At 41.3% G+C, this 25,422-nt stretch carries 20 protein-coding genes and 1 pseudogene; 4 read left to right on the plus strand and 17 right to left on the minus strand.

From position 1 onward, the window contains the following. Positions 1-66 precede the first annotated feature (66 nt). Complete coding sequence (gene pdxA / locus NQ508_RS12190) at positions 67-1,086, minus strand: 4-hydroxythreonine-4-phosphate dehydrogenase PdxA (RefSeq protein WP_006428167.1); 1,020 nt, start codon at positions 1,084-1,086, stop codon at positions 67-69. Between the two features lie 307 nt (positions 1,087-1,393). On the opposite strand from pdxA, the gene tpiA reads away from it, so the two are divergent. Both tpiA and NQ508_RS12200 read left to right on the plus strand, forming a co-directional pair. After that, on the plus strand, positions 1,394-2,176 hold the full coding sequence (tpiA, locus tag NQ508_RS12195; RefSeq protein ID WP_006428166.1) for a triose-phosphate isomerase: 783 nt from the start codon (positions 1,394-1,396) through the stop codon (positions 2,174-2,176). Between the two features lie 101 nt (positions 2,177-2,277). Further along, positions 2,278-2,724: an RpiB/LacA/LacB family sugar-phosphate isomerase gene (locus NQ508_RS12200; protein ID WP_006428165.1), complete on the plus strand. Its 447-nt coding sequence runs from the start codon at positions 2,278-2,280 to the stop codon at positions 2,722-2,724. Between the two features lie 183 nt (positions 2,725-2,907). Here the strand turns inward: NQ508_RS12200 and rpiB are convergent, their stop codons facing one another. Beyond that, positions 2,908-3,360 (minus strand): ribose 5-phosphate isomerase B, encoded by a 453-nt coding sequence (rpiB, locus tag NQ508_RS12205; protein ID WP_022415704.1) that lies wholly within the window; start codon positions 3,358-3,360, stop codon positions 2,908-2,910. 105 nt (positions 3,361-3,465) lie between these two features. Between rpiB and NQ508_RS12210 the strand changes: the two genes are divergently transcribed. Beyond that, positions 3,466-4,257: a Cof-type HAD-IIB family hydrolase gene (locus NQ508_RS12210; RefSeq protein WP_006428163.1), complete on the plus strand. Its 792-nt coding sequence runs from the start codon at positions 3,466-3,468 to the stop codon at positions 4,255-4,257. Between the two features lie 221 nt (positions 4,258-4,478). Here the strand turns inward: NQ508_RS12210 and NQ508_RS12215 are convergent, their stop codons facing one another. The 7 genes from NQ508_RS12215 to NQ508_RS12245 form a co-directional block, all read right to left on the minus strand. Continuing rightward, positions 4,479-5,108 (minus strand): YesL family protein, encoded by a 630-nt coding sequence (locus NQ508_RS12215; RefSeq protein WP_006428162.1) that lies wholly within the window; start codon positions 5,106-5,108, stop codon positions 4,479-4,481. 13 nt (positions 5,109-5,121) lie between these two features. Continuing rightward, positions 5,122-6,636 (minus strand): arabinosylfuranosidase ArfA, encoded by a 1,515-nt coding sequence (gene arfA / locus NQ508_RS12220; protein WP_006428161.1) that lies wholly within the window; start codon positions 6,634-6,636, stop codon positions 5,122-5,124. 25 nt (positions 6,637-6,661) lie between these two features. Next, complete coding sequence (locus NQ508_RS12225; protein ID WP_006428160.1) at positions 6,662-7,510, minus strand: carbohydrate ABC transporter permease; 849 nt, start codon at positions 7,508-7,510, stop codon at positions 6,662-6,664. 1 nt (position 7,511) lies between these two features. After that, complete coding sequence (locus tag NQ508_RS12230) at positions 7,512-8,396, minus strand: carbohydrate ABC transporter permease (protein ID WP_006428159.1); 885 nt, start codon at positions 8,394-8,396, stop codon at positions 7,512-7,514. A gap of 96 nt (positions 8,397-8,492) precedes the next feature. Next, the gene (locus tag NQ508_RS12235) at positions 8,493-9,863 is read right to left on the minus strand and encodes an ABC transporter substrate-binding protein (protein WP_006428158.1); all 1,371 of its coding nucleotides are present in this window, start codon (positions 9,861-9,863) and stop codon (positions 8,493-8,495) included. A gap of 66 nt (positions 9,864-9,929) precedes the next feature. Beyond that, on the minus strand, positions 9,930-11,879 hold the full coding sequence (locus NQ508_RS12240) for a glycoside hydrolase family 127 protein (RefSeq protein WP_006428157.1): 1,950 nt from the start codon (positions 11,877-11,879) through the stop codon (positions 9,930-9,932). Positions 11,880-12,186: 307 nt separating this feature from the next. Next, positions 12,187-13,233 carry a LacI family DNA-binding transcriptional regulator gene (locus tag NQ508_RS12245; protein WP_006428156.1) on the minus strand — a complete coding sequence of 349 codons (1,047 nt, stop codon included), beginning with the start codon at positions 13,231-13,233 and terminating at the stop codon, positions 12,187-12,189. A gap of 163 nt (positions 13,234-13,396) precedes the next feature. Here NQ508_RS12245 and NQ508_RS12250 point away from each other — a divergent pair, with 163 nt between their 5' ends. After that, positions 13,397-14,863 carry a family 43 glycosylhydrolase gene (locus tag NQ508_RS12250; protein ID WP_006428155.1) on the plus strand — a complete coding sequence of 489 codons (1,467 nt, stop codon included), beginning with the start codon at positions 13,397-13,399 and terminating at the stop codon, positions 14,861-14,863. On the opposite strand, the gene uraA is transcribed toward NQ508_RS12250, so the two are convergent. The 8 genes and pseudogenes from uraA to fusA all read right to left on the minus strand — a co-directional run bounded on the left by uraA (position 14,841) and on the right by fusA (position 25,416). Next, positions 14,841-16,100: a uracil permease gene (gene uraA, locus NQ508_RS12255; protein ID WP_006428154.1), complete on the minus strand. Its 1,260-nt coding sequence runs from the start codon at positions 16,098-16,100 to the stop codon at positions 14,841-14,843. The two genes, NQ508_RS12250 and uraA, sit on opposite strands and share 23 nt — an antisense overlap. Positions 16,101-16,318: 218 nt before the next feature. Then, a complete protein-coding gene (gene xylB / locus NQ508_RS12260; RefSeq protein ID WP_044920320.1) occupies positions 16,319-17,782 on the minus strand; it encodes a xylulokinase in 1,464 nt (487 codons plus the stop codon). Positions 17,783-17,852: 70 nt separating this feature from the next. After that, positions 17,853-19,337, minus strand: coding sequence for an L-fucose/L-arabinose isomerase family protein (locus NQ508_RS12265; RefSeq protein WP_044920318.1), 1,485 nt, complete (start codon positions 19,335-19,337; stop codon positions 17,853-17,855). Between the two features lie 83 nt (positions 19,338-19,420). Further along, positions 19,421-19,874 (minus strand): annotated as a pseudogene (locus NQ508_RS12270) (DUF4867 family protein). A 127-nt stretch (positions 19,875-20,001) separates the two neighbouring features. Next, entirely contained in the window at positions 20,002-20,820 is an 819-nt protein-coding gene (locus NQ508_RS12275) for an AraC family transcriptional regulator (protein ID WP_006428149.1), read from the minus strand. A 39-nt stretch (positions 20,821-20,859) separates the two neighbouring features. Next, complete coding sequence (locus NQ508_RS12280; protein ID WP_006428148.1) at positions 20,860-21,774, minus strand: carbohydrate kinase family protein; 915 nt, start codon at positions 21,772-21,774, stop codon at positions 20,860-20,862. Positions 21,775-21,990: 216 nt separating this feature from the next. Then, entirely contained in the window at positions 21,991-23,184 is a 1,194-nt protein-coding gene (gene tuf, locus NQ508_RS12285; RefSeq protein WP_028087889.1) for an elongation factor Tu, read from the minus strand. 114 nt (positions 23,185-23,298) lie between these two features. Further along, positions 23,299-25,416, minus strand: a complete 2,118-nt coding sequence (gene fusA / locus NQ508_RS12290) for an elongation factor G (RefSeq protein ID WP_022415686.1) — start codon at positions 25,414-25,416, stop codon at positions 23,299-23,301. Positions 25,417-25,422 lie beyond the last annotated feature (6 nt).

A 25,422-nucleotide genomic window follows, 5' to 3' on the forward strand; every position in this document is an offset into this window, starting at 1 on the left:
CCATTCATAAAAGGGATCCGACACCCCTTTTATGAACCTCTGTTATTACCTTGTTATCACTTTTGATTAAGCTTCTTTTTTCTCGTGCTGTTTTGCTGCGTATTCTGCAACTACTTTTGTAGACTCGATCATACTGATGCATCCTGCAATTCCTTTACCTGCAATATCAAATGCTGTTCCATGGTCTACAGAACTTCTGATGAATGGGAGTCCGAATGTAAGTGTTACAGATTTTTCAAAGTCTAATGTCTTACAAGCGATGTGTCCCTGATCATGATATAAAGAAAGGATTGCATCAAATTTACCTGATTTTCCAATGTGGAATACGGAGTCAGCCGGGCAAGGTCCGATTGCATTGATTCCTTTTTCCTGAGCTGCTTTTACCGCAGGCTCGATCTCATCGATCTCTTCACGTCCGAATAATCCGTTATCTCCGTTGTGTGGGTTTAATCCTGCAACTGCGATCAGTGGATTCTCGATTCCGACTTTTCTTAACTCTTTATCGATGTTGATGACATCTTCCAGGATGACATCTTTTGTAGCGTAGTGACATGCATCTACCAGTGACATATGTCTGCTTACGAAGAATACTCTTAATTTGTGACATGAGAACATGGTCAGTGCATATGGAGAATGTGTTGCATTCTGATAGATCTCTGTATGTCCAGGTTCTTTTACTCCGATCAGCTTGATTGCTCCTTTGTGAATTGGTGCTGTAGAAACTGCATCGATCTTTCCTGCCTGTCCAAGTTCGATGGATTTCATGATCCAGTCAACTGCCATACGTCCTGCAAGTGCCTGAACTTTTCCCCATTCGATAGAGTCTGTATCGTAATCACCAGTCTCAATGATGTCTACTGTTCCGAATTCATATTTTGCTTCTGATGGATCTTCGATCTTGTTGTATTTCAATTCTTTTCCGAGAACCTTTGCAGCTCTTTCCATGATTGCGATGCTTCCGATTACGAATGGACGGCAGCAGTCGTGGATTTCTTCACTTAACATTGTTCCTACTACGATCTCAGGTCCGATACCTGCAGGATCTCCCATTGTGATTGCTGTAATTGGTTTATACTGTGTACTCATAATTCTTTACTTTCCTTTCTTTTTCGTTTCGCTTTCGGTTTTGTTTTCGTTTCGATGTCTATATCTTACATTTCTTTTTTGTTTTTTGCAATAGTTTTTATCACTTTTTCGTAACTTTATCACAATTGCATAGATTCGTTTTTCATTTTTTGTGCATTTTTCAATAGTTTGTTAAGGTTTTGTCACTTTTTTGGCTTTATTTTCATTTTGTTTCGTTTATTTTCGTTTTTATTATTGCTTTTCTTCTATTTTAGAGATATAATCAAAACAACCAAAAAAAAGCAAAATATCGAAACTGGAGGGTATCATGAGTAAAAAACTTTTCTTTGGAAGTAACTTGAAAATGTACAAGAACATAAAAGATACCGTTTCCTATCTTCAGGAGCTGGAATCTCTTACAAAAGATATAAGCAGGGATGAGATTGAACTTTTCATTATTCCTTCTTATACAACTCTGGACAGTGCTTCAAAAGCTATTGACCAGAAGAACATCCGCTTAGGCGCACAAAATATGTGCTGGGAGGAACAGGGACAGTTTACAGGAGAGATTTCTCCTCTGATGTTACAGGAGGCTGGCATCGGACTTGTCATGATCGGACACTCTGAGCGTCGTCATGTATTTGGCGAAACGGATATCGAAGAGAACAAGAAAGTTCTCTGCGCACTGGAACATGGATTCAAAACTCTTTTATGTATCGGCGAGACTGCTGAAGAGAAAGAATTCGGCATCAGTGCTGAAGTACTCCGTACACAGTTAAAAGTAGGATTCCATGGTGTATCTGTCGAAGACGCAAAGAACATCTGGGTAGCATACGAACCTGTGTGGTCTATCGGAGTCAACGGAACTCCTGCTTCTGCCGATTACGCAGAAGAGATGCACAAAGTCATCAAACAGACATTACACGAGATCTTCGGTGATGCAGCCGATGAAATTCCGACACTTTACGGCGGAAGCGTAAATCCAGGAAACGCATGTGATCTGATCGTTCAGCCATCCATCGATGGTCTGTTTACAGGACGTGCTGCATGGCAGGCAGACAAATTCGACACTTTGATCCGCGATGCGATCAAAGCGCACGATGCAAAATAAAGCTGCTTAATATAGAAGACATATATTAAGCAGGAAAACATTTCAGCAAACAGTAATTCATTAAAACATTTTAATTTTTATATCTAAGGAGGATATTCACTATGAAAATCGCAATCGGATGTGATCCAAACGCACAGCAGGCAAAAGAGGAACTGATCAAATTTATGGAAGATAAGGGTTATGGAGAGATCAAAGACTTCGGAAGCGAAGATCCGATCTATGCTAACACAGCAGTTGCAGTTGCAGAAGCTGTTGCTTCCGGCGAGTATGACCGCGGAATCCTGATCTGTGGAACAGGTCTTGGAGTTTCTATCGCAGCTAATAAAGTAAAAGGCGCTTATGCAGCATTACTTTCAGACATCTACTCAGCGAAAAGAGCCCGTCTCAGCAACGATGCCAACATCGCATGTATGGGAGCTTTCACAATCGGTAACAAATTAAGAGAAGAATTAACAGACGCTTTCCTGACAAACGAATTCGTTCCGGGATGCTCTTCTCAGCCAAAGGTAGATGCTTTCAGAGAGTACGAAGCAGCTCACCAGAAATAAGTTATAAAAGGTAATTTTAAAACAGATATTATCATTTTTTTCATTTCTCCAATATAATATGATATAAAAGGCGGCATGCAGATCACACAACCTCTGCGTGTCGTTTTTTGTCCTAAAAAAGAGACCACCGTCAGCAGTCTCTTCCTCCATATCCATAATATGTCTATATCTCAAAAATGTATTCTATAAATTATGATTTCTCTTTTCCACGTCCATGATCATGTCCACTCTTGTGGCATGTCTTCCGCCTTCAAACTTAGCATTAAGCCACTCATCCACGATGCATTTCGCAGTCTCGATACCGATCACACGTGCCCCGAATGCGATCACGTTCGCATCGTTGTGCTCTTTCGCCATTCTTGCTGTATATGGATCACTGCACACTACTGCACGGATTCCATTTACTTTATTCGCTGCCAGCGAGATTCCGGCACCGGTTCCGCAGATTGCGATCCCCTGCTCTACTTCACCGCTTGCCACTGCATTCCCGATCTTCTCACCGAATTCCGGATAATTACAGCTTTCATAAGAATCTGTTCCATAGTTCACGACTTCATGTCCCAGACTTTCCAGATATTCTACAATCTCATTTTTCATGTCTACTGCAGAATGATCATTTGCAATTCCAATCTTCATATTCCTGTTCCTACCTTTGTCTTTCATATTTTACTCATTTATATTATAATTAGTAGCGAAATAAATATCAATGTTTTCAGAAATGTTTTATATAAGGAGTTATTTATGATTAAATTAATCGCCAGCGACCTTGATGGCACACTACTTCAAAATGGCGCACACGATGTCAATCCAATTGTGTTCGACCAGATCCGTACACTGAAAGAACACGGGATCATGTTCGCCACTGCCAGCGGACGCCAGTACCTGAATCTTCGCAGACTGTTCACTCCGGTTCAGGACGATATTGCATACATCGCCGAAAACGGTTCTCTCTGTATATACAACGAAGAGACTATTTCCAAAGGAATTATTGAGCAGGATCTTGCTTACCGTATCCTGGATGAAGTTGCAAAATATCCACAATACAACTGCATCATCTCCGGCGAACGTGTCTGCTACAGCACCTCGAAAAATCCGAAATTCTATAATCACATGGTAAATGTCATCCAGAATAATATGAAATTCATCGATGACCCAAGAACTGAGATCCCGGAACCGATCCTTAAGATTGCAGTCTGCGATTACAGCGGAACCGATGCGTGTGAAAAACATCTAAAAGAAATGTTTTCATCTGACATCAAGGTTGTTACTTCCGGCAATCTCTGGGTAGACTTCATCTGCCCGACCGCCAACAAGGGAAGTGCATTAAAAGATCTGATCGATCATTTACATATTGAAGCAAAAGACTGTGTCGTATTCGGAGATCAGTATAACGATGTCGAAATGCTGCAGACCGCCGGTACAAGCTATGCCATGGCGAATGCTGCTCCCGGTATCGATAAATACGCAACCAATGTTACCGATTCTGTAGAAAAAATTCTGCAGCAGATTATTGACGAATTACCAGCCGTATAACACCACAGAACCGGACAGCTCTGCCGGAAGATTCGCAAGGAACCGCCCCTGACAGTTCCTGCAGGCGGCAACTTATCCTGCATACTTTGATCTCTGCAGAAAATGGGCAATATTACATACAAGCGGCAGCTTTGAATGAAGCAAATATAGCCGTATGTATATAATATTGCCCATTTTCCGTCCTCTTTCCGAGGATCTTATTGGAACACTACTAATACAATTTACTTTTCATATTTTTCAAAAATCCTGCACAGGAGAAACGCCTGTACATATGCCAATACCGCAAATCCAAAGAACACCCATATAATACTTGCGATCACAAAGGATCTGGATGTGAACAATGTTAAGATGAGCGATCCGACACTTAAGCCTACGATCACGATCGTAGATGGAATATGCGCTGCCGCAAGAAGCAGTGCATTGCGCAGTGTTGCAAAGATTCCATTTTCAAATCTTGCAATATATGGAAACAGATACTGGAACATCAGCATCCACATTCCAAGGATCACTGCAAGTACAATACGCATAATACTGTACATACTTTCGCTGCCTCTTTTCAGAACTCCGATGATCCGGAAATCCACAAACAGCAGTATGGCAATGACAGCCATGACCAGCCAGCAGATGGTTGCCGGTCTGAAGTTCCTCTTATAGGCTTTCCAGAATTCCTTCCACACCGACGGGTCTTCACCTCTTGCCATCTTCATCGCCACCGCATACAGAGCACTTAAGGAAGTTCCGATGGTGATCACCGGAATACATCCGACCACAAAGATCATGTTCAGTATAATAATATCCCCCAGTCGTCCAAGCACTCTCATTACCGGACTGTCAATTGCCCAAAATTTCATATCTTAACCGCCTCTACTTACTTAATCTGATTACATTCCAAGATGCTTTTCCAAGAAGAGTTGTCATGATTCCACCATCCATCTTTGAACGGTTTACTGTCTTTGGTACTACTTTTTCTTCGTAAGAACTATTTACCAGCTTCAGATCAGATTCTTCCATGACGATATGCTCTACCAGATGGAATCCTTCCATACCTCTTAAGTCTGTTGTCAGTTCAATATCATCTTCCAGTGTACGGTTAACAGCGAAGATTGTAAGCTCTTCTTTCTCTTCATTATACACTGCAACGCTTTCTACGTCAGTAACATTTTCATGTTTTGCTGTATCATGCTTTGTTGTCTGTACCAGAGGCATCAGTGCTACGCCACGGCCATACTTGGAAGCGTGAAGGAATGGATAGAAGATCGTCTGCTTCCATGCTGCTCCGCCGCCCTGATCTGTCATGATCGGTGCGATAACATTAACCAGCTGTGCCAGGCAGGCAATCTTTACTCTGTCTGCATGTTTTAACAATGTGATCAGCATCAGTCCGACTGCCAGTGCATCCTCAAATGTGTAAATGTCTTCCAGCATCGGAGGTGCTACCTGCCATGGATGGTTCTGTGTGATGTCATCATCGGCTGCATTCGAATGGAACCATACATTCCACTCATCAAAACTGATATTGATATCTTTCTTACCACGTTTTTTCGCTTTTACATAATCACATGTTGCGACAACGGTACGGATGAATTCATCCATATCATCTGAGCATGCAAGGAAATCAGCAGTATCATTATCACGGTTTCCATAATACTGATGCATAGATACATAATCAACATAATCATATGTACTTTCCAGTGTTGTAGATTCCCATTTCGGGAATGTCGGCATATCAAGAGCAGAACTTCCGCAGGATACCAGCTCGATAGACGGATCGATCAGTTTCATTGCTTTTGCTGTCTCTTCTGCAAGACGTCCGTACTCTTCCATTGTCTTGTGTCCGAGCTGCCAAGGTCCATCCATCTCATTACCCAGGCACCATACTTTGATATTATGTGGATCTTTTACACCATGTTTGATACGAAGATCACTATATTTTGTTCCGCCCGGATGGTTGCAGTATTCCAGAAGATTGCAGGCATCTGCAATTCCTCTTGTACCAAGATTGACTGCCATCATCATGTTGGAATTTACTTTGTCTGTCCATTTTGCGAACTCATTTAATCCGATCTTATTCTCTTCCAGACTTCTCCATGCAAGTTCCAGACGCGCCGGACGCTCTTCTACAGGTCCTACACTGTCTTCCCAGAAGAAGTTGGATACAAAGTTTCCACCCGGATAACGGATGATCGGTACATCCAGTTCTTTTACCAGATCAATGACATCTTTACGGAATCCGTCATCATCTGACAACGGATTGCCCGGCTGATATAATCCATCATACACGGCACGTCCGAGATGCTCGATGAAAGAGCCATAGATTCTTTCATCTACTTTGGAAATCTGGAAATCTTTATCAATGATCATCTTTGCTGTCTTACTCATTTTCAACCTCCTATTATTACAATGATTACTCTTTTACCGCACCTGCTGTCATACCTTCGATGAAATACTGCTGGAAACATACAAACAGTATAAAGATAGGAATGATTGAGAAGAACGAACCTACAACCAGGAGTGAATAGTTATCTCCGTATGGGTTGATCAGGGTGTTCAGTCCAAGTGTCAGTGTGTATTTTTCTGAAGAACGGATTACCAGTAATGGCCACAGGTAGTTATTCCATGCATTCATACCATTTAAGATCGCCATAGCTGCAAATGCCGGCTTCATGATCGGCATGATCAGCTTGAAGAAGATACCATATTCTGTTGCTCCGTCGATTCGTCCTGCTTCCAGAAGTGACTTCGGAAGTCCCAGAAGATACTGTCTGAAGAAGAAGATTGTAGATGCATGTGCAACGAATGGTAATACAATTGCGATATAGTTATCCATCAGTCCCCATGTTGTCATCTGTTTGTACAGTGGAAGCATGATAACCTCCAGTGGAACAGATAAGATCAGGAGAACGATTACGAACATAAAGTTCTTTCCTTTGAATTCATAGGCTGCAAATCCGTATCCTACAAATGCACTTACAAGAAGTGTTGCCACTACTGTAACGACTGTAAGAGTGATACTGTTAAAGAACCATCTCCAGTAATCATGCTGGCCGGTAAACAGCAGTACATAGTTATCAAGACTCATACGGCTCCAGTCAATTCCAAGGTTCAGACCATACTGAAGAAGATCTCCGCCCGGTTTAAAGCTGGCAAGAAAGATTGTATAAATCGGAAGGATCACCAGGATAGCCAGGATCGAGAAGAAGACGATCATCAATATTGTACAAAGCCGGTCTTTATTTTTTCTCTTTTCGCCCATACTATCTTTCCTCCTTCTTGAATGTTCCTGTAGCTGCCAGCTGGATCATGTTGACGATCATAACAATAATCAGAAGTACAAGACCTACTGCGCAGGCATAACCCATCGCTCGTTTTTCAATTCCCTGCCTGTACAGATATCCGACGATCGTAAGTCCGATATTCTGCGGTGAGTTGTTACCTTTCCATAACATGTAACTTTCATTGAACATTGCAAGTCCTGCATAGATACTGATCGTTAACACATATACGGTTGTTGGTTTCAGAAGTGGAAGGGAAATCTTTGTAAACTGCTGCCACTTATTTGCTCCATCGATAGAAGCCGCTTCATAAAGATCTGTTGAAATACTCTGTAATCCGGCAAGGAAATACAGGATGTTAACACCTGTCCATCTCCAGCATGCCAGAAGTAACAGTGCAAAATAACCGGTCAGATCATTCTTTAACCATTTAATTGGTCCAAGTCCGAACATTCCGATCACCTGGTTGGCAAGAGAAGTCTCCATCTCACCAAACATCAGACGGAAGATTGTACCTGCAACTACGACTGATGTAAGTGCCGGAAGGAAATAGATGGATTTGAAAAATCCAGGTTTCTTCATCAGCTTACTGTTCAGAAGTGTTGCAAAAAGCATCGGAAATGGGATCAGAAGTACCAGTGTTCCGATCATATAACGTGTACTGTTAAACAAAGCTTTTAAAAAGATCTTATCGGACAGAAGTCTCTTATAATTATCCAATCCAACCCATTTATCCTGTAATACATCCTGAAAACTTAAAAGGACTCCGTTCGCGATTGGAACTGCCCAGAAAAATATAACAGTGAGGACAAAAGGAAGGATAAACACATAAGGAGCTAATTTCTGAGAATAGAAAAATTTCTTCATGGTTTTATGTATCCTCCTTCTTAAAAAGAAGGGGATGCGGCAGTTTTTGCACGCAACCCCCTGATTATTACATTACTAATTTCTTAATTGCAAATCTTATTTGTCGCCGAATTCATTTTCAAGAGTTTCCTGAGACTGTTTCAGTGCATCTTTTACGTCCATTCCTTCTTCGAAAATGTTGTTCAGTGTTGTTGTGCAGAACTCGTTGTTGATAGATGGATATTTAGAACTTGTGTAAGAATTAAGTCCGCCAATGCTATCCTGGAGCTCTAACAGAGTGTCAAATGGTTTTGTCTTGAAGTATTTTACGAACTGGTTGTCCGGATTCTGTGTAAGGTCTGTGTCTGTCCATACAGATGTATTAACAGGGTCAAATCCTAATACATTCCAAACTTCTTTGTTAGCGTCTTCAGACAGTTTGATGTAAGCGAATACTTCAGCTGCAAGGTCTGCATTCTTAGAAGATTTTACAACTGCTGTACCGGTTCCACCACCACCGATTGTCTTAACTGCATCGTTGTCTCCAAATACCGGAGGAGCTGCGATTGCAATCTTTCCTTCAAGGTCAGACATGTAGTTTGTAAATCTTGATGTCTGCCAGAAAGGCATGATCTGTACTGCGAAGTTACCACTGTTGTATTCTGGATAAGCTTCTTCGTTATCCGGCTGTCCACCAGCTACTGTTGCAAGTGCGCCTGCATCCTGCATATCTTTGATGTACTGAAGTACTTCTACAACTTTATCATTTGTAAGGTCAAGGTTACCATCTTTGTCAAGGTAATCAGTACCTTTCTGAGCTAACATAAGGTTAACCATCCACTGAGCTGTTGTCTCAGCACAAGCGAAGTTCTTACCTGTTTTCTCATGATATTTCACACCGGCTGCTTTGAAGTCATCCCATGTCTTAATTGTTGTGTAATCAATTCCTGCTTCTTTTAACAGATCATCATTGTAGAATGCAACTGTTGTACCAACGTGTGTTGGGAATCCGTAATATTTTCCATCTTTTCCGTAGATGTCAAGACGAGATTCAACTACGTTGTCTTTGTATGGTGCGATTGCATCTGTCAGATCCATAAGTCCGATCTTACCATTTGTGAATGAAGGGAATTTTCCAAGCTCGATATCAACTACATCCGGAGCTCCTTTTCCTGATTCCAGTGCAAGCGATAATTTGTTGTGCATATCATCGTACTGCATATTAGAAAGTACTAATTTAACCTTCTTATCCGGATGTTCCTCATTCCATTTCTTAGCCATCTCTGTGTAGAATTTCTGGTGTAACTCGATGAATGTCCAGACATTAATGGTTGTTGCATCCCCGTCAACCTTCATCTCTGTTGTTCCGCCCGACTCGCTCTTAGATGATTTCTTAGAATCACTCTTTTCACTTCCTGCGCTACATCCAAGCAGCATAGTTGCTGTCATAGCTACACAAAGAAGCACTGACACTACTTTCTTTTTCATAGATTTTCCTCCTTTTAGATATATATTTCTCTACAGGGTCTATGTTCCCTGACAGATTCAAAATAATTAAAACATTTCTTTCATCCATACCAGCATCTCACCTGTTTTACGGTTATCCCAGCAATGATATGGAATTGCTTTGAGTTCTATATCTTCGAATACCTGTTCTCTGGTATCATATAATGCACCATCCTGCCATGTATCCATGTTCAGTTTCTTTCCTGTGAACCGAATCGTCGTTACTCCTCCAAGAAGTTCGGATTCAAATGTTTCTTTCAGCTCCTGTTTCGTGTTAACGAAGATAGATGGAAGATTTTCCCCATTGTCTGCTTCTTCCAGACAATATACTAACGGTCCTTTTACCAGAGCAACTTTTCCTGCATCTTCTCTGACATTCGGATTCGCTCTTACGAATTTCGCGGGTACCTCAAAGTCAATCTCGATCTCTGTCTGTTCTTTGATGTCTTCTATTAAAAGATAAGACTGACTGATTCTGGCATTTCTTAGAATCTTACCATCTCTTTTGATCGTATAGGTCTTCACATAATCCGGTATTCTAAGTGCCAGTCTGTGTTCACCCTCTCCATCAGGAGTTATTGCCATCCGAATATGTCCTGTATTCGTCAGATCACTTTCTATCTGAATCTTTAATGCTCCTTCTTCCAGTTCGATCTGAGCTTCATTAGAAATGTATAAGTTCACATATGCTGTGTTCTTATCAGTGAAATATATGTACTGTCCCATGGACGCCAGTGTTCTCGCTATATTTGGCGGACAACACGCAACTCCAAACCATTTCTGTCTCACCGGTTTTACATGCTCTTTGGAAGTTCTGTCGATACAGTTATCCGGCCACACTTCCAAAGGATTTACATAGAAGAAACTCTTTCCATCCTGTGCTATTCCTGATAACAAGGTATTATAAAGCGCTCTTTCTACCATATCCATGTATGAAGCATCTTTTGTGATCTGTGCCATTCTTCTTCCGAAAAGAGCAAGTCCTATCGATGCACATGTTTCTGAATAATTACAGTTGTTCGGAAGATCATAGTCTGTTGTAAACCGTTCCAGAAGACCGGATGCTCCGATGCTTCCTGTAATATACATCTGACGTTTTGTCATGTCCTCCCATAATGTCTTGCAGGCATCTAACAATTCTTTATCCTTGTATTCATATGCCAGATCTGCCATTGCGCAATACATATATACGGCTCTTACTGCATGTCCTTCTGCCGTCTTCTGCTCTCTTACCGGCTCATGTGACTGTGAATATCTCGGATCATATCCGGCAAATTCCGGGAATATCTGTTTATATTCAGGTCTCTTTTCTTCTTCCAGGAAATAATTTTCTCCCACGCCTCTGGTATCAATAAAATACTTTGCTGTTTCCAGATATTTCTTTTCACCGGTTACATGATACAGACGGATAAGCGCAAGCTCGATTTCCTGATGTCCCGGATATCCATGGATCTGACCTTCATCCGGTCCGAATGTCTTGCAAATGAGATCTGCAAATTTCTTCATGATATCGAGAAACTCTGTTTTTCCGGTTGCTTTATAATACGCAACTGCTGCCTCCGTCATATGTCCTGCCGTATATAATTCATGTCCCTCTTTCAGATTTGTCCAACGTTTTGATGGATCCTTAATCGTAAAATAAGTATTCAGATATCCATCTTCACATTGGGCACGTCCTATAAGGTTAATCGTTTTATCCGCAAGATATGACAAATGTTCATCCGGCTCTGCTGCCAGTGAATAAGCTACCGCTTCCAGCCATTTCGCTACATCTGTATCCTGGAATACTGCCCCTTCAAAATCTCCGTCAGTTTCTCCCGCCGCAATCTTAAAGTTTTCAATACAATGACTTGTCTCCACATCCGGAAGTCTGTCATTTAAAATGTCCCACTGATACGGAATCAGTACATCTTTTACCAGATGTATATATCTGTTCCAGAACTGATCCGATATCTTGATCTTATTCAATGGTACTGTTTTCAGTTTCTTGTCATCCATAACCTTTTCCTCAGAACATTAACTCCGATTTCTTTTCCTTAATCGTTTAATATCCTTTTTTTACAATTTTCCTTTTTTCCCAATATACAATGCAAATTTCTTTTTACAGGTTTATATTTTTTTATCTTATTTACCTGTTTCTTTGTTTGATTAGATTATACGCTCACTTTTATGATAAGTGCAAGTAAAACTTAAACGTTTTATTTTGTGCAATATGCACAAACCTATTATAAAATAAGCACTTACAGACATTTTTTTCTTCTGTAAGTGCTTATTTTTTTCTGATTTTCATTATTTATTGTTTTGATTATGAATTTTCTTTAAGATTTCTGACCGAACTACGCTCCAGCATATAACATCCTACACGATATATACCATCCGGTTCTTTCAGCTCTTTCTCCTCTACCATACGCATAATTACCTCGCTTGCCGTATAACCTATATCATGAAGTGGAAGAGATATCGTAGTAAGCGGCGGCTTATAATATCCTGAAAGTTCACGGTTATCATATCCGGTTACCGAGACCTCTTTTCCCGGAAGCATTCCTCTTTCTTCCATTCTGTCATACACTCCACCGGCCATAAGATCATTCATGCAGCAAATCGCTGTAACCCCCTGTTCCAACAGCTGATCCGTACCATTATAACCACTTTGTCTGGTCCAGTCCCCGTAATATACACTTTCGGGATTATACAGAATCTGATTCTCATAAAACGCCCTCTGCATACCCAGAAGTCTTTCCTGTGTATGAATACTATCCGGTTTTCCTGTTATAATTCCTATCTTCCTGTGGCCATTGTCGACCAGATGTTTGACGATCTGATGTGCCCCGTCTTCATCATTTACTACAATGGACGGGATATTTTTGTTTTGTGTATATCCGTATGCCATAACGGCCGGTACCGGAAGTTTTTCCGGAATACACTTCATTACACGTTCATGAGCAGCTACATATATAACTCCCTCAACCTGCCTTGCGATTAATTTATCAATTTCCTGCTCAACCTGGTCGTAATAATCATCTCTGTGATAATAAAAATCATTGTATTTTTTAAATAATCTCAGATTGATCAAAAGTATCTGATAATTATTTTCCTCACAATGTTCCGTAATTCCGTCTACAATATCCGGAATACTGAAGATCGTCATATCCTCGACAATTACCCCTATTGTCCTGGTATTCTTAGTCTTCAGATTTCTCGCCACAGTATTGGGCTTATAATTCAGCTCTTTTATCTTGGCCATCACAATTCTTCTGGTCTCATCACTGGCGCCAGGCTTGTGATTCAAGATATTTGATACTGTTGCGACAGAGACATTGCATTCTTTTGCAATCTCTTTAATCGTAACCATCTTTTTATTTCCCCTTTGCACATTTTTTTGGCTTAAAGCCACATATTCGTTACCCTTTCCTACTATCTTAGACTACTTTTTTCTGTCTTGTCAATCAATTAATTCTATGCTAAAATGAATCAAACCTTATTTTTCTAATAAATACAATGCCCAAGGAGGATTTATGAATCAATCACTTACACTTCCTATGGCAGATAAATTCTATCATGATAAGCAGACATCTGCTTTCATACGATCCGTGAATGTCTCATGGGAAAAACCAGAAAAAGACCATTATTATCTTGAATACAGCTATAATCAGAAGGACTGGTATGCACTTAACGGCGGGTTTCCGATTGTACTTCCCTGCGATGAACTTTCTGTTACTGACGCACTCAAAACCCAGGATTCTAATGGGGAAACAATCTCTGTTGCAGCCCTTAGTTCTTTACAGAATAAATATGGAAAGCCAGAACCAGTATGTATTCAGTCTGTAGAAAGATGCGAATCAGACCCGGAGACCGTACAGGTTACGTATACAAACGGAATGAAAGAAATCCGTAACATCATCCGAAGTGAAGATGGCATCGGACACATTCAGGATAATGATTATGCGGCACCGATCATCAGTCACCGCGCCGATCCTTACATTTATAAACATACCGACGGAAAGTATTATTTTCTTGGCTCTCATACAGATGCCGGGCACAACTTAAATGGTACCTATCAGTATCTTTACATCATTCTCCGCTGTGCCGATACACTCGAAGATCTGACTGATAATTCCGGACGTTACACAGAAAAAGTCATTTATGAAAGAGAGCCCATCGGTCCTGACCGTGTCAGTCCACACCTCTGGGCTCCTGAAATCCACTATATCCAGGGTGGCTGGTATGTATATTACACCACAACCGTTTCCGACCATTCTTCATGGCGGATCCGTCCACACTGCCTTGCCTGCACCGGCGACGATCCGATGAACGATCCTTGGATCACCAAGGGACCAATCCAGACAACTGTGGAAAATGATATTGCTTTTACCGACTTCTCTCTGGACCATACTTTCTTCCATCATAAAGGGGAGGATTATTTTGTATGGGCACAGAAAACGAATAATATTTCTGATATTTTTATTGCAAAATTATCCAATCCGTGGACGATTTGTACTCCATCTGTTCTTCTGACCCATCCTGAGTACAACTGGGAACTTCATGGATTTGCGGTAAATGAAGGACCTGCCGTTATCAAACATGGCGGCCGCATCTTCCTTACATTCTCTGCAAGTGGTACAGATGCACTTTATAATATGGGACTTTTATATGCAGATGAAGACTCTGATCTTCTGGATTCTTCTTCCTGGACCAAACTTCCTTATCCCGTATTCCAAAGCAGCCGTGCTACCGGATTCTTCGGACCAGGACACAACAGCTTTACCCGCTCCACTGACGACACAGAAGATCTTATGGTCTATCATGCACGTCAGGAAGAGCGTTACTTAGGTGAGGGTGATTATCAGCCGCTCTACGATGCCGGAAGAAATGCCTATATAGGAAAAGTCTTCTGGGACGAAGACGGCATGCCGAACTTCTCCGTTCCGGGCGCTTCACTCGCCATGAGAAAAGAAGACCTTACACTTCCCGATCATTGGTAAGCTTTAATTTATCTAAGATATAGAATATCAGGCTAAGTGCCATGGCAACAACACATGCCAGAACCATCCCGGTTAATGACACGGTTCCGATATTCACAGATATTCCAGACAGACCGGTTACAAATACGATGGATGTTAACATCAGGTTTCTGGATCTTCCGTAATCTACTCTGGAGTCTACCAGAATACGTAAACCAGAAGCACCGATCATACCATACAGAAGGAATGAGATTCCTCCGATAACCGGTCCCGGAATTGTCTGAATCATCATCGACAATTTCCCGACAAACGAACATATAATAGACAATATTGCAGCTCCTCCGATAACACGGACGCTGTATACTTTTGTTACAGCCATAACCCCGATATTCTCTCCGTATGTAGTAGTCGGCACTGATCCGATCAGACCTGACACCATTGTAGAAAAATTATCCCCGAATAAAGATCTGTGAAGTCCGGGATCTGTCAGAAGATCTCTTCCTATGATCTTACTCGTTACAACCTGATGCCCGATATGTTCCGATGTAATAACCAGAAGTACCGGCAAAATCATTAAAATTGCCCCCATATCAAACTTCGGCGCCTGAAAATTCGGGATTGCAAACCATGAAGCCTCTACTACCTGTGTAAAATCTAGGATTCCACAGGCAAGTGCTGTCAGATATCCTGCAATTACTGCAATTAAAATCGGAATTACCGACAAAAATCCTCTAAATAAAATATTTCCAAATACAGCAACGCCCAATGTCACAGCAAATACAATCACATTCTTTGGATCAATCTTATCATCCAAAAGCCCGGCATTACTTGCAGCCGAACCAGACAATTCCAGACCTATCAATGCAACAACCGGTCCCATAGCCGCCGGCGGGAGTACGATATCAATCCACTTTGTTCCGCATTTGTAAATAATAAAGGACAGAATACATCCGCATAAACCGACCGCAACAAATCCTCCCAGTGCATACGGATATCCCATCTTACTGATAACAACACCTGCCGGTGCAAGAAATGCGAAGCTCGACCCCAAATATGCCGGTGACTTTGCTTTTGTCACTGCAATAAAAATCAGCGTTCCTACGCCGTTCATAAAAAGTACGATTGCCGGATTGATTCCAAAAATAAACGGAACCAGTACAGATGCCCCAAACATCGCAAACATATGCTGGATACTAAGCGGCAGCAATAGTTTCAATGGTACTTTTTCTTCTACCTGGATAATCTTATGACTTTCCATGTTTCATTTTTCTCCTCTTTTCTTCATTCATTTTGTGATCCATCTCAGAACTCCTTCAAACCGGCTTCTATATGAATTGCCTGATTTTTTCCTGGCCATTTTATATTGCCGTTTTTCAAAAAAGAGGTATGAGAATTACACATCTCATACCTCTTTATCTAAGATTTCACTCTTTAAATTATTCTAACATATCCGGCTTATCTGCGGAAGTAAAATTCTTATTTTTCATATAAGCATTTCACAGTTGGATAGATTTTTCTGAACTGCTGATAACGTTCTTCATATTTTGCTGTCAGCTCTTCATCCGGCTCCACGGTGTCTACTACTTTTACAATCTTCGCTGCCGCCGTCTCTACATCCGGATATTCACCACAGCCAACTGCTGCCAGCATTGCTCCGCCAAGTGCCGGTCCTTCTTCATTTTCAACTACATCAACCTTCAGGTTCATGATATTGGCAATCATTTTCTTCCAAAGTGGACTCTTGGCTCCGCCACCACAGATCTTGGTCCTCTCGATCTTAATTCCAAGGCTCCTTGCAACTTCCAGAGAATCACGAAGTCCAAACGCTACACCTTCCAGCACCGCCTGAGTCATATCTTCACGGGTCGTATCCATTGACATTCCGATAAACATCGCTCTTGCATCCGGATTATTATGTGGTGATCTTTCCCCCATCAGATATGGAAGATAGAATACACGATTCTCGCCAAGATTTGTAATTCCGGCCTGTTCTGCAGCAAAATCCTTTGTCTTTAAAATCTCTTCATTCCACCATTTATTACATGATGCCGCACTTAACATACATCCCATCAGATGATAATGACCATCTGCATGTGCAAATGAATGCAGTGCATTATTCTCATCTACCCCAAACTTGTTGCTTGATATAAAGATAGTTCCGGATGTTCCGAGGGAAATATTACACATTCCGTCTCCTACTGTCCCTGTTCCTACCGCTGCTGCTGCATTATCTCCAGCTCCTGCAATTACTTTTACATTCTCTGAAAATCCAAGTTCATCTGCAATTTCTTTTTTCAGAGTTCCAACTACTTCATAACTTTCATATAATTTTGGCAGTTTATCTTCTGTAATTCCACAGATATCCATCATCTCTTTTGACCAACAGCGGTTCTTCACATCCATAAGCAGCATTCCCGATGCATCCGATACATCAGTACAGAACGATCCTGAAAGTTTATATGCCAAATAATCTTTCGGCAGCATAATCTTTGCGATCTTTTCAAAATTCTCCGGCTCATGCTTTTTCATCCAGAGGATCTTCGGTGCAGTAAATCCTGCAAACGCAATATTTGCCGTATATTCTGATAACTTATCTTTTCCGATCACTTCATTCAGGTACTCTGTCTCTTCCCCTGTTCTTCCATCATTCCAGAGAATTGCCGGACGAATAACATTATCATCTTTATCCAGAGCAATCAGACCATGCATCTGGCCTCCAAAGCTGATTCCTGCTACCTGTGACTTATCACACTCGGCAGTCAGTTCTTTGATCCCTTCCATTGATTTTTCAAACCAGTCTTCCGGTTTCTGCTCTGACCATCCCGGATGTGGGAAGAAGAGCGGATATTCTTTCGAAACAATCTTTTTAATATCTCCTGTCTCATCCATCACCAGAAGTTTTACTGCTGATGTTCCAAGATCTACGCCTATGTATAACATCATTTACCTCCATAATCACTTTTGGGACTGAAAAATTCAGTCCCATCTATTACTTATTACCTGTCCGTTATTATCCCCATGGATTCTCTGTCGGATATTTTACCCCTGCCGGCTGGTTATAACCAATCTCATCTACCGGAACTCCGATATATTTGAATACTTCAAACAGTTCTTTTCCGAAATGTCCAAATGCAACAGCTCCGTGATGTGGGAATCCTTTTTCTACCAGTACGTGACGATAGAATCTTCCCATCTCTGGAATTGCGAATACACCGATTGCACCGAATGATCTTGTCGCTACCGGAAGAACTTCTCCCTGTGCAACGTATGCACGGAGTTTGTTGTCTGCTGTGCTCTGCAGACGATAGAATGTAATATCTCCAGGCACGATATCTCCTTCCAGAGTTCCCTGTGTAACTTCTTCCGGAAGAGTTCTTGCCATGATCTTCTGGTATTTCATCTCGCAGAATGAAAGCTTGCTTGATGCAGTATTTCCACAGTGGAATCCCATGAATGTGTCTTTCTGTGTATAGTTGTATTTTCCTTCAATATCGTTCTTGTACATATCTTTAGGTACAGAGTTGTTGATGTCGAGTAATGTTACTGTATCCTGACTTACAACAGTTCCGATGAACTCACTTAATGTTCCGTAGATATCAACCTCGCAAGATACAGGAATTCCCTGTGCTGTCAGACGGCTGTTCACATAACATGGCACAAATCCGAACTGTGTCTGGAATGCAGGCCAGCATTTGCTTGTGAGTGCTACGTATTTGCGATATCCTTTGTGTTCTTCTACCCAGTCTTTTAATGTAATTTCATACTGTGCAAGTTTTGGAAGAATCTCCGGTTTCTTATTTCCGGCTCCAAGTTCTTCTTCCATTTCTTTTACGATTGCAGGGATTCTTTCATCTCCGGCATGCTTATTAAATGCCTCGAAAAGATCCAGCTCAGAGTTTTCTTCAATCTCTACTCCGATATTGTAAAGCTGCTTGATTGGTGCATTACATGCAAGGAAGTTCATCGGTCTTGGTCCGAAGCTGATGATCTTCAAATTCTGAAGTCCTACAACAGCTCTTGCAATTGGAAGGAACTCATGGATCATATCTGCACACTCTTTGGCATCTCCAACCGGATATTCCGGGATATATGCTTCGATGTTACGAAGCTGTAAATTATAGCTTGCATTTAACATTCCGCAATATGCATCTCCACGTCCATCTAATAAGTTATCTCCGCTTTCTTCAGCTGCTGCTACGAACATCTTCGGTCCATCAAAATGTTTTGCAAGTAATGTCTCAGAAATCTCTGGTCCGAAGTTTCCAAGATATACGCAGAGTGCATTACATCCTGCTTTCTTGATATCTTCCAGTGCCTGTACCATGTGGATTTCGCTTTCTACAATACAAATCGGACATTCATAGATCCCTTCTGTTCCGTATTTTTCTGTGTATGCTTTCATCAGATTCTTTCTTCTGTTAACAGAAAGACTTTCCGGGAAACAATCTCTGCTGACTGCTACTACTCCAATTTTTACTTCTGGCATATTGTTTATTGTGTGATTCCTCCTAAATATTTATTTATAATTATTCTAACGGGTTTTCGTCCCGCTTTATTTCATCTGTAATACTTTTGCCGTTACACTGTTACATTGACTCCGCAAAGGCCGTTAAATGCGCCTTCGATCTCAGCTTCCTCATGTGCGATCAGCCATTTATTCTTTGCGGTAAGTAATCCATCTTCCGGCATCTTTCCTTCTGCTTTTTTGGCTTCCTCAATTGTCTTTTTCTGCACTTCTGTCAGTTCTGTATTCGTATCTTTCGGAAGTACAGCATCCAAGCAAAAGAATCAGATCATCTACGGCAATATCAAGCTCTGAGGAGCGGTGATATTCTACTGCATTTAATTTTTTATTATTACCGTTGCAGTATCCGATCTGGATCTCCAGTCCGCCGTAAGCACGTTCTTTCATCTCATCTGCAATCTTCTGACCTTCCAGTTCTTCAATCGATGGTTCATAGATTACTTCATCCAGTGGAAGTGGTGCATGCTCCATTGCTTTGAGAATCTCCATTTGATTTCCTCCGTGCATTTGTCGTTCTCTTATTTACAATGTCATTATATCAACCTGATTTTGTACTTACCACCTATAAATTAACCTGATTATGGCGATTTCTTATCTTTTTTCTGTCATTACAACTTACACCACTAAAATACCTTTAATTCTTTTTCCGATATTCACTCGGCAATACTCCATACTGCTCCTTGAATACCCTCGCAAATGCCTTACTTCCCGCAAATCCATTTTTTTCCGCAACCATACCGATCGAAAGATCCGTATTCATCAGATCATTATACGCATGCCGGAGTCTCAGATCGTCCAGATAGGTTTTATAACTCATCTGTGCATATTTCCGGAACATACGTGATAAATACGTCGGAGAATAATTAAATGTCCTTGCAATGCTTTCCAGCGAAAGTTCCTTGCTATAATTTTGTTTCATATAATCCGTAATTGTTGACAGCTTATTTAATTTTTTATTTGCACGTATCTTTTCCGCATCCAGATCCGTCTTGCGGTACTTACTTACCAACAGATACAGCAGACGATAATACAGACTCTGAACCTTATATTCATATCCATTCTTCTTCTCCGCATATACATGATACATTTCTTCAAACAGACCCATCACCTCTTCATCCTGGATCCTGGAATTGTGAGAAAAATATATGAATCCGTCGTCTGTATAATATCTTTCGAATGTCGCAACCGGTATTTGTATGACCAGCGTTTTATTCTTTTTGGGCGCATAGATGGAATGCAATTCATTTGAATTCACAAGCATAAATTCTCCCGGGTGAAGCGGATATCTCTTGTCATTCAGATAAAATTCCATCTCCCCATCAAATACTGCAAATATTTCTATTGATCTGTGCCAGTGTTTCTGGCGGATATATCCTCCTTGACTTCCCTCAAATATGAACATTTTAAATGGGAGATCATCGTTGGGCACAATGATCTCATGTGAATATTCCATACCCTTTTACTCCATATCATCATTTATTCATTTCAATTCTCAGAGTCCACCATTCAGCCATGCAGTCGCTCCGATATGCTGAACCGCCTCTGCGCCATAACGGTTTCCCTCTTTCGCACATCTTTTCACACCTTTTCCATCCAACAGTGCATTCAGAAATCCCGCCGCAAAGCTGTCTCCGGCTCCAGTTGTATCAATACAATTTACATTCTCTTCCGCAGCTATCCAACACTTTTCCACATCTGTCCGAATGTAACATCCCCGCTTTCCACATTTTATGATCACATTTCCCACACCTGTGGATTTTATGCATTCTGCTGCTTCTTCGACTGATTCCGTTTCCGTCAGAAGCATCGCCTCTTCATCATTTGGAAACAGATAATCAATATACGAAAAAGCTTCCGCCATATCTTCCAGCGTCTCGCCCTTTTTACGCTTTGTCATATCCGCACAGACAATTTTCCCCTGCATTTTTGCCTGTGAGAATATTTGCACTAATTTATCAGGACCAATCTTCGGAAATACAAATATGCTTGCAAAGCATACGATCTTTGCACTCTCAGGAAATGGCATCTGGATATGTTCTACTTTCAGGCTTCGAAGTGTACCATGCGGATTCGTCAAGAAACTTCTTGTTCCATCTTGCTCCACAAGAACAATATTCACACCTGTCTTTTCATCTTTTTTGATGCACGCATCCCGTACCATGATCCCTGCATCATCGCAATGAGCCTGTATGAATTTTCCTGCATCATCCTGACCTATCACTGTTTCCAACTGAACTCTCCGCCCTTTTTTGGCAAGTATAGTGGCTTCATTTAATGCATCTGCCCCTGTCGTCATATGTATATCTTCTGTCGAATACGATCCCGTTTCAAATACTTTCACGTTTACAGGATATGCCAGAACATCAATAATTGCTGCTCCTATAATTACTATTTCCGGATTTTGCATACTGCTCTCCTCTTAATTTAATTTTATTTTATATTTTTAAGTATACATAACTGGATTATTTTCTTCAAGATTATTATATCCATCTGTCGAACTTTCGCTGATCGTTTCTTTCTTAAGCCCAACAAGTTCTCTTGTATACTTTGGTATAACAAAAACCCCAGAGGTTTTAGCCTCTGGGGTATATATTTGAGTTAATATTCTGATAACAGATTATAATTACTCGATGATTGTAGCAACACGTCCTGATCCTACAGTACGTCCACCTTCACGGATAGCGAAACGAAGTCCCTGCTCCATAGCAACTGGGTGAATCAGTTCGATTGTCATTTCTACGTTGTCACCAGGCATGCACATTTCAACACCTTCTGGAAGTTCGCAAACACCTGTAACGTCTGTTGTTCTGAAGTAGAACTGTGGACGATAGTTGTTGAAGAATGGAGTATGACGTCCACCTTCATCTTTTGTCAGAACGTAAACCTGAGCTGTGAATTTGTGATGGCATGTTACTGAACCTGGTTTACAAAGAACCTGTCCTCTTTCGATTTCTGTTCTCTGGATACCACGAAGAAGAGCACCGATGTTGTCACCAGCCTGAGCTTCATCAAGAAGTTTACGGAACATTTCAACACCTGTTACAACTGTCTTCTTAGTCTCTTCGTGAATACCAACGATTTCTACTTCGTCAGATACATGAAGAACACCACGCTCTACTCTACCTGTAGCAACTGTACCACGTCCTGTGATAGAGAATACGTCCTCTACTGGCATAAGGAATGGCTTATCTGTATCACGCTCTGGATCTGGGATATAAGAATCTACAGCATCCATGAGTTCCATGATCTTGTCTCCCCACTCTGAGTTAGGATCTTCAAGAGCTTTAAGAGCTGATCCCTGGATGATTGGAGTATCATCTCCTGGGAATTCATACTCGTCAAGGAGTTCACGGATTTCCATTTCTACTAATTCAAGAAGTTCGTCATCGTCAACCATATCACATTTGTTCATGAATACAACGATGTAAGGAACACCTACCTGACGAGAAAGCAGGATGTGCTCTCTTGTCTGAGCCATAACACCATCAGTAGCAGCTACAACAAGGATAGCTCCATCCATCTGAGCAGCTCCTGTGATCATGTTCTTTACGTAGTCAGCATGTCCTGGGCAGTCAACGTGTGCATAGTGACGTTTCTCTGTCTGGTACTCAACGTGAGCTGTAGAAATTGTGATACCACGTTCTCTCTCTTCTGGAGCTTTATCGATATCTTCAAAGTTCTCTGCTGTGTTTCCTGGTACTCTTGCTGCAAGTGTCTTTGTGATAGCAGCTGTAAGAGTTGTTTTACCGTGGTCAACGTGACCGATAGTACCGATATTACAATGCGGTTTTGTTCTTTCAAATTTAGCTTTAGCCATTTTGAATATCCTCCTTAATTTAGTGCCATATGGCATATTAACAAATTGTTCGTTTGCTCGGCTACATTTGATTATATTTCAAATGTAGCACTTTTTCAAGCATTTTATAAATAATTAGTCATTTTTGCTGGATAAAATCTTTTCCTGTACTGACTTCGGTACTGGCTCGTATTTCTCGAAGAACATTGAGTAGTTACCACGTCCCTGTGTTCTGGAACGTAAGTCTGTAGAGTATCCAAACATTTCTGACAATGGAACGAATCCACGAACGATCTTTCCGCCGCCGAGGTCATCCATACCTTCGATACGTCCACGACGTGAGTTAATGTCTCCAATAACGTCACCCATGTACTCTTCCGGCATAGTAACTTCCACTCTCATGATAGGCTCAAGAAGAACTGGAGATGCCTTCTTCATAGCGTCCTTAAATGCAAGAGAACCTGCAATATGGAAAGCCATTTCACTTGAATCGACTTCATGGTAAGATCCGTCATATACGTTAGCCTTAAGACCTACAACTGGGAATCCTCCAAGGATACCAGACTGCATAGCCTCTTCGATACCTTCACCTACAGCTGGGATGTATTCCTTCGGAATAGCTCCACCAACTACAGTAGATTCGAATTTGAATGTTTCCTCACCGTTAACATCCATTGGCTCAAATTTAACTTTACAGTGTCCGTACTGTCCACGTCCACCTGACTGTTTAGCATATTTGCTATCAATGTCAACTGGTTTTGTAAATGCTTCTTTATAAGCAACCTGAGGAGCACCTACGTTAGCTTCTACCTTGAATTCACGAAGAAGTCTGTCTACGATGATTTCAAGATGGAGCTCTCCCATTCCGGCGATGATTGTCTGTCCAGTTTCCTGATCTGTATGAGCACGGAATGTAGGGTCTTCTTCAGCCAGTTTTGCAAGAGATTCACCAAGTTTACCCTGGGAAGCTTTTGTCTTAGGCTCGATAGCAAGCTCGATAACTGGTTCTGGGAATTCCATTGATTCCAGAATTACAGGATGCTGCTCGTCACAGATTGTGTCACCTGTTGAAGTGAACTTGAATCCGATTGCTGCTGCGATATCTCCTGAATATACTTTATCAAGCTCCTCACGCTTGTTGGCATGCATCTGAAGGATACGTCCAACACGCTCTTTTTTATTCTTTGTAGCATTCAGTACATAAGAACCTGAGTTCATTGTACCAGAGTAAACTCTGAAGTATGCCAGCTTACCAACGAATGGGTCTGTCATAATCTTGAATGCAAGTGCTGAGAATGGCTCTTCGTCTGAAGAATGTCTTACAACATCGTTTCCATCCTCATCCACACCTTCGATTGGTGGGATATCTGTTGGTGCAGGCATATACTCAACGATTGCATCAAGGAGCTTCTGTACACCTTTGTTTCTGTAAGCTGATCCACAGCAAACAGGAACTGCTGTACACTCGCAAGTTGCTTTTCTGAGTGCTTTCTTCATATCATCGATAGATGGTTCTTCACCTTCGAGATACTGCATCATCAGATCATCATCAAGATCGCAGATCTTTTCTACCATTTCTGTATGGTAAAGTTCTGCGTCGTCTGCCATATCTTCCGGGATATCTGTAACTGTGATGTCATCTCCCTTATCATCGTTGTAGATGTAAGCTTTCATTTCCATCAGGTCAATGATTCCCTTGAAGTCGTCTTCTTTACCGATTGGTAACTGAAGACAAATAGCGTTCTTTCCAAGTCTGGTCTTAATCTGGTCTACTGCATTGTAGAAATCAGCACCCAGGATATCCATCTTATTGATGAATGCCATTCTTGGTACATTGTATGTGTCAGCCTGACGCCATACGTTTTCTGACTGAGGCTCAACACCACCCTTAGCACAGAAGACGCCGACAGCGCCGTCAAGTACACGGAGTGAACGCTCAACCTCTACGGTAAAGTCAACGTGTCCCGGAGTATCAATGATGTTGATACGGTGCTCAAGAGCTCCCTTTTTCGGTTTTGTGAACTCTTCAAGTGTCCAGTGGCATGTTGTAGCCGCAGAAGTAATTGTGATACCTCTTTCCTGCTCCTGTTCCATCCAGTCCATGGTAGCAGTACCTTCGTGAGTATCTCCAATCTTATAGTTAACACCGGTATAGTACAGGATACGCTCGGTAAGAGTTGTCTTACCAGCATCGATATGCGCCATAATACCGATATTTCTTGTTCTCTCTAATGGATATTCTCTTCCAGCCAAGATTTT

Source organism: Dorea longicatena (assembly GCF_025150085.1).
Lineage (GTDB): Bacteria > Bacillota > Clostridia > Lachnospirales > Lachnospiraceae > Dorea_A > Dorea_A longicatena.